The organism is Pseudomonas sp. A125, assembly GCF_055409485.1.
This window is the reverse complement of record NZ_JBUZVP010000013.1, coordinates 177,414-190,040: the sequence shown is the minus strand read 5'-3', so window position 1 is coordinate 190,040 and position 12,627 is coordinate 177,414. Positions and strand designations below refer to the sequence as shown.

The window sequence follows — 12,627 nt, the reverse complement described above, 5'->3', positions numbered from 1 at the left end:
GAAAATAAAATAAGTGGGCGTCAACCTGCGGCGACCAGCGCCTTGAGCGAGGCATCAAACTGCTTTAACGCATTCAACTGAACGTCGCGCTGCTGCCCAATCTGTGCAGCGATCTGGGGCGCCGTTTTGTCATGTACCCATACAGAAGGCAAGTGCAATTGCGCCGAACCCCAGGCTTTGTCGATGTATTGCAGGTGGATGTCATAGAACTTGGCGACAAACCTTGCCTCCACCAGGTCATTACGCTGGGTCAGCAACTGGTTGTAGGTGTCGAGCATCACTACCACGTCCGGGTGCGCCTGTAGCAGCGCATCAAGGGTTTCGTAACGGGTGACCGAGGCAAAGGTGTGTCGCAGGGACGTCATCAGCCAATCGATCGCCAGGTCCGGGTCGGAGCTGTCGATAAATGCCTGGCGGATCTGCCCGTCCAACTGGTCCTTGGCACCATTGACCGCCATGGCATGGTAGCGCGCCAGGTACTCCAGGTTATCGAGGGTATTGTCGCTGAAAAGCACCCCGACCGATTGCGAGTGCTGCAAACCGACCGGGCTGGCAGCGATTGGCAACAAATGGCGGGGTTGCTCGCCCCCAGCCACCGCCGGTGCCGCCGCGCCAATCCCGCTCATCAGCAGCGCCACCAGCGCCCATCCGGTAAAAGTCCTCATTGCAGGGTCCTTGCACATCGTCTTGAATGACGGCAATTGTCCTCCTTTTGCAGAAAAACAGAACTCGCAATACTTGATGATGACTATTATCTGGAGCAATAGTGTCGTGCAGGCCGCCTCACACAAAATGATAAGGAATGCCTATGAAGCCCCACCAGAAAACCTTCGACCGTATCCGTGAAGCCGTGCTGCCGGAGTTTCGCGAGCGGGTTGCCGATTACCTGTTTGATTATGAGCAGGTGCTGCTGGATAACGCCGCCTCGCGGGAAGTGGTCTTTGCCATCGCCCAGCAGCTACGCGGCTACCTGCGCGGGCTTAACACCACCCGCGTGCTGGGCATGGCCGACTGGGAAGACCTCGACCGCCGGGTAGTGCAGACGTGGCTGGTGTTGCTCGAAGCCGAATAGCCGCGCGCTGCAGCTTCAGCGAATATCCACGTTGTACCGGAAGTGTTCGGCATGGCCACGGCCACGCCGCAACTCCAAAGGTTGACCGGCGTAATCGCGGGCCAGCCGTTCGATCACCATCACCGGGCTGCCAACCGGCACCTGCAGCCAGCGGGCCCACACCTCGTTAATGGATTCGGCAGTGAGGGATTCCCCGGCAGAGGCCACCACTTGCCCGCACACCTCCTCGTAGGTCGGGTACAGCAACAGCCCCTGGCGGGTCAGGTCTACGTCCAGCAGGGCCTGGAACCGGTCGCGCGGCAGCCAGATTTCCTCAGCCAGCACCGGTCGCGTGTCCAGCGTATGCACCCGCACAATGCAAATCACCGGGGCATCCGGCGCCAGCCCCAGCACCTCGCTCACAGACGCCGGTGCCAGCACCGGCTTGGCCGATAAAATGCGGCTCTGCGGCAGATGGCATTCACCGCCTGGGCCCTGGAAACGAAAACAGCGGAACAATGAAGACTGAAACTTCGGCCGGCGCACAAACGTGCCCCGGCCTTGTTGACGCTCAAGAATACCCTCACCCACCAACGCCTCGATCGCTTTGCGTACCGTACCGGTAGACAGCTGGTATTGGGTGGACAACACCGCTTCCGGGGGAATGGCCGCACCGGCGCGCCAGCGATTGGTGGCGATCTGCTCGATCAGATGGTCCCGAAAACGTTGATACAGCGGCAGGCGGGAGTCACTCGACAGTATATTCATGGGTCAGTATTCACTTAGTAATTGGGGAGGTGCCTACAGCGACGGTCGTGCCTGCTTGACCCATTCCTGCACCGAAGGCCGTTGCCACTGGTGCTGCGCGTACGCCACCAGGTTGGCGGGCACGCTGTCGCCATTGAGAATCAGCCGGTTGAGCATCACGGCCAGGTCCACGTCGGCGATCGACCACTCGCCGAACAGGTAGTCACGCCCATCGGCCAACAGCACCTGCGCCGCATTGATCAGCTTGTGCGCTGCGGCTTCAGCGGCTGGCGACAGCGGTTCGCCCTTTAGCCCGTAAAACACCACCAGGGTCGAACGCTCCTGGCGGATCGGCATCAAGTCACTGCGCAACCACGCCTGCACCTGCCGCGCCCTCGCCCGCTGCCGGGGTTCTGCCGGGTACACCGGCACCTGCGGGAACACCTCTTCCAGGTACTCGGTGATCGCCGAAGACTCGGACAGCGCAAACTCGCCCTGCACCAGGGTCGGTACACGCCCGGTCAGCGACAAGTGGGCGAACGCCTCGGACTGGTTCTCGGCCGTGTCGAGGTTCAGGGTGAGCAGTTCAAATTCGAGGCCTTTTTCGCGCAGCGTCACGAACGCCGACATCGCGTACGGGCTGGTGAAGTGGGCGTCAACGTAAAGGTTCAGCGGGCGGTGGTTCACGGCGGCATCTCCTTGGTGGGAGCACCACACTACGAGATCGCGCCGCGCAAATAAAATGCGCGGTTTTTATGGGGGCATTCCTGGCTGGAATACCACCGATAACGGCAAGGCTATGGCGCAGCACTTCAGCCCTCAAAAACAGATCAAGGAACGATCAACAGATGAAACAAGCGGTTGTCGTCAGCCACTGAAGCGCTGCGTTGGGCGATTGATCCGGAGGGTGCGACGGTTTCGTCAGTCCGGCATCAGGGACGCAGTGGCCAAGTCACAGGCCTGAAGCGTCACCCCGAAAAGCCACCTTCATCCAGAAACGCCCGCTCCTGCTGCGTCGTCACCCTGGCCAACACCTCATTACGATGGGGAAAGCGCCCGAACCGCTCGATGATGCGGGCATGCTCCTGGGCCCAGCGATAGGTATTGGCATCCAAATCCTTGTTCAACGCCACCGACAGCTGTTGGTCCTGGGGGTCTTCAGAATGCTCGAACGGCAAGTAACAAAACGCCCGCAACGGCGTTTCGATCAACCGGTCCATCCCCGCGTCTACCATCTGCCGCGCATACAAACGCGCCAGCGGGTCGGTGGCGAACATGTGCGCGGTGCCACGAAAGGTATTGCGCGGGAACTGATCCAGCAGCAACAGCAACGCCAGCGCGCCTTGCGGTGTGCCCATCCAGCCTTCCAGCTCACGCCGGGCTGCCTGAAAATGCGCCGCGTGAAAAGCCTCGCGAAAGCGCTGATCAAACGCCTCATCCTTGGCAAACCAACGCTTTGGCCCCGCCTGTTTCCAGAACTCAATAACCGCCAGCGCGCCATTTTCGATAGTCGTCACAGCCGTCTCCTTATTCGCCCTACAAATTTCATGATCACTCTAAACAAAACCTATAAAGTTCACGAATGTGTCTGAATGTTTCCGCGCCACAGGGGTACCGTCGATGATCCTACGCCTTGCCCAGATTTTCAGTGACTCCAACACCCAGGTTCGGGCCAAGTTGTTTGGCATCTACGGCGTGTTGATCGGCATTAACGTGGTGGCGTGGGTCTGGGCGGCGGTGGCGTTCCATGACCACCCGGTGTTGCTCGGCACTGCGTTATTGGCCTACGGTTTCGGGCTGCGGCACGCGGTGGACGCCGACCATATCGCCGCCATCGACAACGTGACGCGCAAGCTGATGCAAGAGAAGAAACGCCCGGTGGCGGTCGGTTTCTTTTTCTCACTGGGGCATTCTTCGGTGGTGGTGCTGGCGTCCATTGGTGTCGCGTTTGCCGCGTCGGCGATGCAGGAGCGGTTTGAAGGGTTCAAGGCCATTGGCGGGGTGATCGGCACGTCGGTCTCGGCTGCGTTCCTGTTGGTGATTGCCCTGATGAACCTGGTGATCCTGCACGCTATCTACAAGGCCTGGCGCCATGTGCGCCAGGGCGGCGCGTATGTGGAGGATGATTTCGACCTGTTGCTGGCAGACCGGGGCTTTATGGCGCGAATTTTCCGCCCGGTGTTTCGCCTGGTCAGCCGTAGCTGGCACATGTACCCACTGGGGTTCCTGTTCGGGCTGGGTTTTGACACCGCCACAGAGATTGGCTTGCTGGGGATTTCTGCGACGCAGGCCTCACAGGGGCTTTCGCCGTGGGCGATCATGGTGTTCCCGCTGCTGTTCAGCGCCGGCATGTCACTGGTGGACACCCTCGACGGCCACCTGATGCTGGGGGCGTATGGCTGGGCGTACATGAAGCCGATCCGCAAGATCTACTACAACATGACCATCACGCTGGTGTCGGTGGTGGTTGCGGTAGTGATCGGCAGTATCGAGGCGCTGGGGTTGATTGGTGATCAGTTAGACCTGAAGGGGTCGTTCTGGGGCTTTATCGGCTCGCTGAACGACAGCTTCGGGATGCTGGGCTACATGATCATCGGAATCTTTGTGGCGAGTTGGGCGATCTCGGTGATGCTGTATCGCCTCAAGGGCTTTGACCGGATTGAAGTGAGCGCGGGTTGACCGTGCAGCGCTTGAGCTTTTTGTGGCGAGGGAGCTTGCTCCCGCTGGGCTACGAAGCGGCCCCAACAAGGCAATGGCGATCCACCTGAAATAACACCAGGGCCTTTTGGGGGCTGCTTCGCAGCCCAGCGGGAGCAAGCTCCCTCGCCACAACAAGCCCCCTGGCCACAAGATCTTCTTTCACTTCGAGAGATTTTTGCGACTCAGAAATCCACCGTCGCTGACAATTTCACCGTGCGCGGCTCGCCCTGGGTCAGGTAGTTATTGGCGGTAGACGCCGACGACCAATACGCCTTGTTCGCCACGTTCTCCACGTTGGCGCGCAGGGTGATGTACTTGTCGTCCGCCTTGAAGCCGTAACGCGCCCCCAGGTCGACGCGGGTCCAGGCCGGGATGCTCAGGCTGTTGGCCGCATTCACGTATTCGCCACCGGTGCGCAGCATGCGTGCGCTGACCGCCGCACCCTGGATGCCCGGCACGTCCCAGTCGGCACCGACGTTGTACTGGAAGCGTGGCACACCGGCGGCGCGGTTGCCGTCGGTGGCGCCGTTGGAGGTGCTCTTTTGTTCGGTGTCCATCCAGGTCGCGCCGGCCAACAGGCGCAGGCCATCGATGGGTTCGCCGAATACGTTGAGTTCTACACCTTTGTTGATCTGCTCGCCGTCGACGGTGAACGTATCGACCTTCTGGCCCGGGAAGCGGGTGGTGGCATTGTTCGGCTGTTCGATGCGGTACACGCCCAGCGTGGCGCCATAGTTATCCCAGTCCAGCTTGACCCCGGCTTCCGTCTGCTTGCTGCGCTTGGGCGGGAATACTTCACCGGGGTTGGTCACGTTGGTGAGCGGCGCCGTGGGGCCCTGGGCCAGGCCTTCGATACGGTTGGCGTAGAACGAAACGTGCTCCCACGGTTTGATCACCAGGCCATAAACCGGCGTGGTGATGGACTCTGAGTAAGGTGTACCGCGCACGCCGGTGGCAGTGTTCCAGTTGTCTACCTCGATCGTCTGGCGCCGCACACCCAGAGTCAACAACACCCGATCATCAATAAAGCCCAAGGTATCGGACACCGCCGCACTCTTGATCCGGTTCTTGCCGACCACACGCGGGTCATGAATATCACTGCCGAAATAGGTATTGGCAGGCCGCGGTGTTTGCGTCGGGTTGTACAGGTTGCCGGGTTGACGGTTGGCCTGCAGGATCGCCTCATAAGAGGAGCGTTGCTCGCCCCAGATGCCCGACAGCCCGATGTTCATCTGGTGGGTCACCGGCCCGGTCGCGAAATGCCCGTTCAGGCCGGCCATCGCGCTTTTGTTGTCTTCGTCGTGGGGCGAATACAGGAAGCCCACTTTGGCGCTGCCGTCGTTGGCGACATACAGCGACGAATACTGGCCGTTCTCCCGGGTGTGCTTGGCGCCACCGGCGGCGTAGGCCGTCCAGTTATCGTTCAAGTCATATTCGGCGTTGACCATGCCATAGGTGTCTTCCAGCTGCGACCAGCTCCAGTCCTGGGCGTAGTTGTCTTTGGCTGACGGCGGGCTTGGCACTTTGGTGCCGGTCAGGTAAACCACCGAGCGGCCATTGTTGATGCGTTCTTTCTGGTAGCCAAAGTCGGTGGAAACCCGCAAGCGCTCGCCGCGATAGTCCAGGGCCACGGCGATCAACTGCGAGCTTTTATTTTCGTCATCCACGGCGGTTTCGCCGCCGTGCCGCGCCAGGTTGACCCGGGCGCCGAAGCGGTTGTCTTCACCAAAGCGCTGGCCGAGGTCGATGTGGCCGCCGGTCTGGCTGTCGCTGGCGTAATCGAGGGTCACGCTGCGGGTGGGCGTGTCTTCGGCACGCTTGGGCACCAGGTTGACGCTGCCGCCAATCCCGCTGCCCGAAGGCGAGACGCCATTGACGAAAGCGTTGGGGCCCTTGAACAACTCCACCCGTTCCAGGGCTTCGGTGGTGATGATCTGCCGGGGCAGCACGCCGTACAGGCCGTTGAACGCGATGTCATCGGTACTCAGCGGCAGCCCGCGAATGGTGAACACCTGGGAGAAGTTACCGAACCCGGCCGATTGGCGCACCGAGGCGTCGTTGAGCAACACATCGCCCACAGTCCGCGCCTGCTGGTCGGCGATGGTTTTCGAGGTGTAGCTGACCACGCTGAACGGCACGTCGCTGATGGACCGGTTGCCCAGCACACCGAGGCGCGCCGAACGTGCCACCTGGCCACCACTGTAGGTATCTGCCTGCGCCCCGCTCGCCTCACCACTGATGGTGGTAGCACCCAGTTCCAACGCATCGCCGCTGGCCTGGGGCACCACGGTGTAGCCATTCGCGCTGGTACCTTGCAGGGTATAGCCACTGCCTTGCAGCAGTTGCGCAAAGCCCGATTGGGCACTGTAGCTGCCTTGCAACCCAGGGCTTTGTTGATCGTTGAGCAACGTGGAGTCGAACGACAAAGGCACCCCGGACAGTGCTGCAAACTGTGCCAGTACATTGCCCAACGGCCCCGGCGCGATGCTGTAGCTGCGCGCCTCACTGCTTTGGGCTGCGTCTGCCGCCATGGCGCTTTGCAACGGCGCAAGGGCCGCAAGGGCAACCGCCAGGCTCAATGCCTTCAACGGACGGGTGCAGTACGGGAGCGGTCTGGCGGTCATGGGCATTCCTGTCGGCGCGGAGCAATGTTGAGGGTTCTCCCCCTACACCGAACGACAACGAAAAAGGTATCAGCGAACGTTGAAAAAGATTCAGCGCGGTTCGACCGTCACCCAATACCCGGTAAGGCTGCTGACCTTGACCGGCAAGGTTTCCTGCAACAGGTGCAGGCTAGCGTCGGTATCACGCAGGGAAAACGCACCCGACACCGTGAGATTTGCCACCGAGTCGTGGCAGCGCAACACGCCAGCGCGATAACGCCCCAGTTCTTCCAGCAGATCCACCAGGCGCATGTGCTGGGCCAGCAGCATGCCGTTTTCCCAGGTCAGGGCGCTGACGTCCAGCGGCTCGACGGCCGCTACGCGGTCCACACTGAAGGCGCCCTGCTCGCCCGCCTTGACGATTACGCCCTGGCTGGCGTGCTGTGGCAACAGTTCCACCGCGCCTTCGGTCACGGCCACTCGGCTGCGCTGCTCGCCAACCCGCACGCTGAAACGTGTGCCCAAGGCCCGGGCGGTGCCGTGGCGGGTCTGGACACTAAACGGGCGATGGGCCGAATCCCTGGCGGTGGTGATCAACACTTCGCCCTTGAGCAGTTCGATGCGGCGCACCCGATCAGAGAACACGATATTCAACGAGCTGCCGGTGTTGATGAGCACGCGTGTGCCGTCGGGCAAGGTGAGGTTTTTTTGTTCACCGATGGCGGTGTGCTGGTCGGCCGCCCATTGCTGCCAGGGCAACTGCCGATATGCCAGCCAGGCCGCCGGGCCTGCCGCCAGCAACAATCCGAGCGCCTGGCGTCGGCCGAGGGGCTTTTTGCGCCCGATGCGCTTTAAGGCATCGCCGGCAATCGCCGCCGGCACGCTGTTGAAGTCGCCAAGAATCGCCTGCGCCCGTTGCCAGGCCTGGGCATGCTGGGCGCTGCGCCCCTGCCACTGGGCGATCGCGCGGCGGTCGTCGTCGGTGGCGCTGCCAGACTGCAACTGCACCATCCAGTCGGCGGCTTCACCGAGGATCAGCGGATCAATCGACTGGCTCATGCCACGCTCAGGCAAGCCAGGAAAGCGTCGCGCATGTAGCGTTTGACCGAGATCAGCGACACGCCCAAGGCCTCGGCAATCTGCTGATAAGTCAGGCCGTCGATCTGCGACATCAGGAATGCCTGGCGGGTTTTTACCGGCAAGTCCCGCAGCATCGCTTCAATGCGGTACAGCGCTTCGAGGATCAGCCAGCGGGTTTCCGGCGACGGTACGTGTTGTTCCGGCAGGTGCGCGATGGTTTCCAGGTAGGCGCGCTCCACCTCCTGGCGGCGCCAACTGTCGATCATCAATCCCTTGGCGATGTGGGTGAGCAAGGCGCGGGGCTCGGCGCCCAGGTTGCTGCTGGCCTGGCGACTCAGCAGGCGCATAAAGGTGTCGTGAGCCAGGTCGGCGGCATCGCTGGCGTTGCCCAGCTTGCGGGCCAGCCAGCGGTGCAACCATCCATGGTGTTCGCAGTACAGGTCCTGGATATGCAGATTGAGGGGAGACGACATGCCGATCACCGGGGCGCGCCGAGCGATGAGGCTCAAGCGTAATTAAGAATTGATCGCATTCTAGTCTGCCGAGGTTGTAACTGGCAATTTCGCATTGTTGGAGCGCTGCAGATTCCTGTGGGAGCGCTTGGCTGCTCCCACAGTTGATCTTCATAGGTATTGGGCTCAGTTCAAAACTGGCGTTGCTCCCACTGACACCTTGCGACCTGGTGCTGCCATCTCGAACAACTGTTCCACCCGAGCGCTTTCTTGCGCGCTCGGCTTGATCGCCAACGCACACACTACAAAAATCCCCGCGTTGACCACCAACCCAACAATCCCGCTGGTCAAAGACCCCAACCCGGGAATGTCATCCGGGTACATCGTCGTCAGCACGATGGCCACTACAATTCCCGCCAGCATCCCGGCAATCGCGCCCTCCTTGTTCCCGCGGCGGCTGAAGATCCCGAAAAACAGCGGCACGGCCAACTGGATAATCCCCTGGTAGGAAATCTGCGCCAGCAACTGTAACCGGGCGTAATCAAAGGTCAGGTATGCCAGCACCGACGCGGCGACGATGAACACCACCATGCCCGACTTGGCCAGCAGTGTCAGTTGTCGATCCGTACGCGGGGTATTCCACGTGGCCAAATCATTGGCGAACTGCGTGCCGCAGACCTGCACACAACCGTCGACGTGGCCGATGCTTGCCGCCAGCACGATGACGATCGCCAGCGCCAGCATCCACGGCCCGCCGATATCGAACAGCGACAGGAACCAGCCTTGTTGCGGGTGCGCGATGACGTTCGGGTCCTGGCTGATGGCCGCGGCGAACAGCATCAGGATGCCGTAGAAGCCTCCCACCAACAGGATGGTGTACAGCGTGCCCTTCTTCACCGCCTTGACGCCGCTGGCGGTGTAGATGCGCTGAAAGCTCATGGGCCAGCACATCGAACCGACCACGCCGGTGAAGATCAGGCTGAACATGTACAACGGGCCGTAGCCGGTACCGCTGGCACCGGGAATCAGCAGCATGTTCGCCGGCAAGTGCGACAGGTTGGAGAACGACGCCTGGTCGCCGAACAGCAGGAACACACACAGCGCCGCGCACAACACATAGGCGATCAGGCCCTGGAACATGTCGGTCATGATCAGCCCGCGCATGCCCATGCTCACGGTCCAGTACTGACGCACCAGCACCACCCCCACGCCGGCGATCAGGCAGGTGGTCACGCCCCAACGGCCGAAACTGGCGAACTGGAACAGCATCGCCAACGCCTGGATGCCCATCACCACCCACGGGAATACCGAGATGATGCCAATGATCGAAGCCACCCGTTTAACCACCGGGCTATTGAAACGCATACCGAGCAGATCCGGCTGGGTGCGCAGGTTGAAACGCTGGCCCCAGGTCCAGGCGCGCCTTGCCATCAGGTACATCGCCGTCACGCCAAGGGTGGCGTAGACCATGCCGTAGAATCCCAGGGCGCCGCCGATGGTCAGGGCAAAAAACGCGGTAAAGGTCGAGCCCGGCCACCAGGAGTTGGTGTAACACATGGCGATGTACCACGGCCCGTAGGAGCGCCCGCCTACGGCGTAATCGGAGAAGCTCGTGCTTTCGCGGTTGGTGGCGTACAGCACGGCGATCATCCCGGCCAAAAACAGGCCGATGACGCCGAAGGTGATAAAGAGGTTGGCATCGCTGGTGGTGCTGATCATTGCGCTTCCCCCTCTTCGGGTATTTCACCGGCTTTCAGCTCGGCGACATACAACGCCCACAGGCCCAGGCCTGCGAGCACCGCAATGGCGATCCAGTAGAAGATCGGCAATGGAATGCCCAGTACCAACGCGGTACTGCCGCTCACGCTCAAATAGAACGGCGGGAACAGGGCGAGCATCAGCAACAGGACAAAATACACGCCGAAGAGTTGGCTCTTCAGGCGGCCAGATGGTGCGCTATCGGATTTCATGAGTCGGGTGCTCCTTGAATTTCTGGATCGGTTTGTTATGTGATCAAACAAAAAATCAAGCAGTGAACGTCAGCGCAAACCAGCGCCAAAGGCGGAACGTGTGTGTCGTCGTTATTGTTATGGCGCAGGCTCAAGCCTGTCTTAGCCAGGTTTCCCATTGCGAATCATTGATGATGCTGCGGGCGCGCATGTGCTTCCAGGTGCCATATTTGTAGAAGTCGAAATCCAGCTGCGACACCGCGTGCTGCACCATCGCCCAGGTCGACCATTTGATATCCGCCAGGGCCTTGTGCAACTTGATGCGGGCGAGGTTCTGCGGGGTGACCTGGCCGAAGTAGTCCTCGATCAGGGCCAGCTCCATCTCGTCGGTGAAAAACATCTCGCCGAACCACAGCGCCAGTTCGTAATGCCGGTCGTTGTTGGAAGCGTATTCAAAGTCCACCAGGCGAATCTGCCGACGGTCGTTGAGCATGAAGTTACCCGCCAGGGTGTCGTTCATGCACGGTGCCAGGTCGATGCCGGAGGCTTGCAGCACACCCCGTGCGCGATCGCATTGGCGGCGTAACCAGGCGTCGTCGGCGGGTTTGCAGCCGTTGAGTTGCTCCACCTGGCGCTGGTGCTCGGCAATCATGTCGAACACGGTTTTGGTCTGTACCAATGGTGGCTGGTCGTTGAACGCCTTGAGGGCGTGCAGCGCGTTGTGGCGCACGTCGCGGTCGAGGAAATCGTGGTTGGACGAAGCACGCCAGCCTTCCATGAATTCGAAGACTTCCACGCCAAACTCTTCAAGGAAGGCAAACACCGGCGCGCCATAGCCGGTTTGCGCGGCCTTGAGGCTGGCGTCGTGGGCGGTGCGGCGGTCGATAAACATCTCGGTGCCAACGCCCGGTACCTTGAAGAAATACGCGGTGTCGATGCCGGCCACTTCCACCCGCCAGTTGGTGTTGGAAATCCCGCCGCTGACCGGCTCATAACGGATCCCGCTGCCACCCCAACTGGCGACACCGCGCACCGCTGCTTCCAGCTGACACTCTTGTGGCGTACACCCTTCACCTAACGCTTTCATGCCTGCCCCTCCTGTACCTGACGTAGCCAACTTTCAAACCGTGGGTCGTGCAGACTCTGGCGGCAGCGCAACAGCGTCCACTGCCCGACTTTGGAGAACTCCAGCGGCCGCGCCGAGGTGGCGCCGACCCACAGGCCCCAGAGGGTCCAGTACCAATCGTTGATCAAGGCGTACAAGCGGCAGCGCGCGTAGTCGCTTTCGCGGCATTGCCCGGCCCAGGCAACGATGCCTTCGCGCCAGTCGCTTTCGAACACATACAGCTCGTTGAGGCTGATGGCCACGTCGTACCAGGGATCGCCGCTGCCGCCGTAGTCGAAGTCGATCAGTTGCAGGGCGCCGCCCGGGCCGATCATCACGTTGCTGGCCACACCGTCGCCGTGCAGCGGCACCAAGTCGCTGGCGCTCAGTTGCAGGGAGGTCCAGGCCAGGTCAATGCAGGTGCTGACCCAGGCGTGATCAATGGGCAGGGCCACGCTATAACGCACGCATAGCTCGTGCAGGTGCTGGATGTCCTGGAGTGGTGAGCGGGTGAAGCCCGGTGAAGCGCCTCGGTGCAGTTGTTTCTTCAGTGCCCAGAGCGCTTGCAGGCGCTGGGGGTGCATCAGTTCGTCGAGGCGAGCCCAGCGCCACTCGCTGGCGGGCAAGGCGTCCAGTAGCAACACGCCGGCCGCTGCATCCAACAGGCGCACGCCGGGCGTTACGTCGCAATCCGCCGCCAGTTGGGTGGCGCGGGCGCTGCGCTCAATATCGATCAGCGCGCGCATGTCGTCATGCAGCACCTTGGCGTAGCACTGGCCCCACGGCGCGGTGACGGTAAAACCTGCCCATTCGGTGGCCAACCGCACCGGCGAGGCAATCCCGGCGGTGCCCTCTTCGACCACCACATGGGCGGACAAACCGGCGGCCTCCAGGGCGCCCAACAGCCGTGACTTTGCTTGCAAACGACTCGACATGGCAG

At 61.4% G+C, this 12,627-nt stretch carries 13 protein-coding genes; 2 read left to right on the top strand and 11 right to left on the bottom strand.

Annotated elements, in window-relative coordinates:
* Positions 1-20: 20 nt before the first annotated feature.
* On the bottom strand, positions 21-665 hold the full coding sequence (locus ACZRN6_RS19290; RefSeq protein ID WP_464008545.1) for an ATPase: 645 nt from the start codon (positions 663-665) through the stop codon (positions 21-23).
* A gap of 143 nt (positions 666-808) precedes the next feature.
* Between ACZRN6_RS19290 and ACZRN6_RS19285 the strand changes: the two genes are divergently transcribed.
* Positions 809-1,072, top strand: a complete 264-nt coding sequence (locus ACZRN6_RS19285; protein ID WP_322144814.1) for a hypothetical protein — start codon at positions 809-811, stop codon at positions 1,070-1,072.
* A gap of 15 nt (positions 1,073-1,087) precedes the next feature.
* Here the strand turns inward: ACZRN6_RS19285 and ACZRN6_RS19280 are convergent, their stop codons facing one another.
* From ACZRN6_RS19280 to ACZRN6_RS19270, 3 genes are all read right to left on the bottom strand, one after another.
* Positions 1,088-1,819: a GntR family transcriptional regulator gene (locus tag ACZRN6_RS19280; protein ID WP_322144813.1), complete on the bottom strand. Its 732-nt coding sequence runs from the start codon at positions 1,817-1,819 to the stop codon at positions 1,088-1,090.
* Between the two features lie 33 nt (positions 1,820-1,852).
* Positions 1,853-2,485, bottom strand: coding sequence for a glutathione transferase (yfcF, locus tag ACZRN6_RS19275; protein ID WP_464008544.1), 633 nt, complete (start codon positions 2,483-2,485; stop codon positions 1,853-1,855).
* A gap of 281 nt (positions 2,486-2,766) precedes the next feature.
* Complete coding sequence (locus ACZRN6_RS19270; RefSeq protein ID WP_464008543.1) at positions 2,767-3,315, bottom strand: DUF924 family protein; 549 nt, start codon at positions 3,313-3,315, stop codon at positions 2,767-2,769.
* 103 nt (positions 3,316-3,418) lie between these two features.
* Here ACZRN6_RS19270 and ACZRN6_RS19265 point away from each other — a divergent pair, with 103 nt between their 5' ends.
* Positions 3,419-4,477: a HoxN/HupN/NixA family nickel/cobalt transporter gene (locus tag ACZRN6_RS19265; RefSeq protein WP_464008542.1), complete on the top strand. Its 1,059-nt coding sequence runs from the start codon at positions 3,419-3,421 to the stop codon at positions 4,475-4,477.
* A 203-nt stretch (positions 4,478-4,680) separates the two neighbouring features.
* On the opposite strand, the gene ACZRN6_RS19260 is transcribed toward ACZRN6_RS19265, so the two are convergent.
* The 7 genes from ACZRN6_RS19260 to ACZRN6_RS19230 all read right to left on the bottom strand — a co-directional run bounded on the left by ACZRN6_RS19260 (position 4,681) and on the right by ACZRN6_RS19230 (position 12,622).
* Complete coding sequence (locus ACZRN6_RS19260; RefSeq protein WP_464008541.1) at positions 4,681-7,122, bottom strand: TonB-dependent siderophore receptor; 2,442 nt, start codon at positions 7,120-7,122, stop codon at positions 4,681-4,683.
* Between the two features lie 90 nt (positions 7,123-7,212).
* Positions 7,213-8,160 (bottom strand): FecR domain-containing protein, encoded by a 948-nt coding sequence (locus ACZRN6_RS19255; protein WP_464008540.1) that lies wholly within the window; start codon positions 8,158-8,160, stop codon positions 7,213-7,215.
* Positions 8,157-8,654 (bottom strand): sigma-70 family RNA polymerase sigma factor, encoded by a 498-nt coding sequence (locus ACZRN6_RS19250; protein ID WP_464008539.1) that lies wholly within the window; start codon positions 8,652-8,654, stop codon positions 8,157-8,159. The genes ACZRN6_RS19255 and ACZRN6_RS19250 overlap by 4 nt, the downstream gene beginning before the upstream one ends.
* Before the next feature lie 165 nt (positions 8,655-8,819).
* Positions 8,820-10,352: a sodium:solute symporter family protein gene (locus tag ACZRN6_RS19245; protein ID WP_464008538.1), complete on the bottom strand. Its 1,533-nt coding sequence runs from the start codon at positions 10,350-10,352 to the stop codon at positions 8,820-8,822.
* Positions 10,349-10,603 (bottom strand): hypothetical protein, encoded by a 255-nt coding sequence (locus tag ACZRN6_RS19240; RefSeq protein WP_464008537.1) that lies wholly within the window; start codon positions 10,601-10,603, stop codon positions 10,349-10,351. Before ACZRN6_RS19240 ends, ACZRN6_RS19245 begins: the two co-directional genes overlap by 4 nt.
* A gap of 130 nt (positions 10,604-10,733) precedes the next feature.
* Entirely contained in the window at positions 10,734-11,669 is a 936-nt protein-coding gene (locus ACZRN6_RS19235) for a phosphotransferase (RefSeq protein WP_322144804.1), read from the bottom strand.
* Positions 11,666-12,622 (bottom strand): phosphotransferase, encoded by a 957-nt coding sequence (locus ACZRN6_RS19230; RefSeq protein WP_464008536.1) that lies wholly within the window; start codon positions 12,620-12,622, stop codon positions 11,666-11,668. The genes ACZRN6_RS19235 and ACZRN6_RS19230 overlap by 4 nt, the downstream gene beginning before the upstream one ends.
* Between the last annotated feature and the right edge of the window lie 5 nt (positions 12,623-12,627).

Coding starts and splice junctions, on each gene's coding strand:
- ACZRN6_RS19285 (WP_322144814.1), top strand. CDS start 809: ATGAAGCCCCACCAGAAAACCTTCGACCGTATCCGTGAAGCCGTGCTG.
- ACZRN6_RS19280 (WP_322144813.1), bottom strand. CDS start 1,819: ATGAATATACTGTCGAGTGACTCCCGCCTGCCGCTGTATCAACGTTTT.
- ACZRN6_RS19235 (WP_322144804.1), bottom strand. CDS start 11,669: ATGAAAGCGTTAGGTGAAGGGTGTACGCCACAAGAGTGTCAGCTGGAA.
- ACZRN6_RS19255 (WP_464008540.1), bottom strand. CDS start 8,160: ATGAGCCAGTCGATTGATCCGCTGATCCTCGGTGAAGCCGCCGACTGG.
- ACZRN6_RS19240 (WP_464008537.1), bottom strand. CDS start 10,603: ATGAAATCCGATAGCGCACCATCTGGCCGCCTGAAGAGCCAACTCTTC.
- ACZRN6_RS19265 (WP_464008542.1), top strand. CDS start 3,419: ATGATCCTACGCCTTGCCCAGATTTTCAGTGACTCCAACACCCAGGTT.
- ACZRN6_RS19230 (WP_464008536.1), bottom strand. CDS start 12,622: ATGTCGAGTCGTTTGCAAGCAAAGTCACGGCTGTTGGGCGCCCTGGAG.
- ACZRN6_RS19260 (WP_464008541.1), bottom strand. CDS start 7,122: ATGACCGCCAGACCGCTCCCGTACTGCACCCGTCCGTTGAAGGCATTG.
- ACZRN6_RS19250 (WP_464008539.1), bottom strand. CDS start 8,654: ATGTCGTCTCCCCTCAATCTGCATATCCAGGACCTGTACTGCGAACAC.
- ACZRN6_RS19245 (WP_464008538.1), bottom strand. CDS start 10,352: ATGATCAGCACCACCAGCGATGCCAACCTCTTTATCACCTTCGGCGTC.
- ACZRN6_RS19290 (WP_464008545.1), bottom strand. CDS start 665: ATGAGGACTTTTACCGGATGGGCGCTGGTGGCGCTGCTGATGAGCGGG.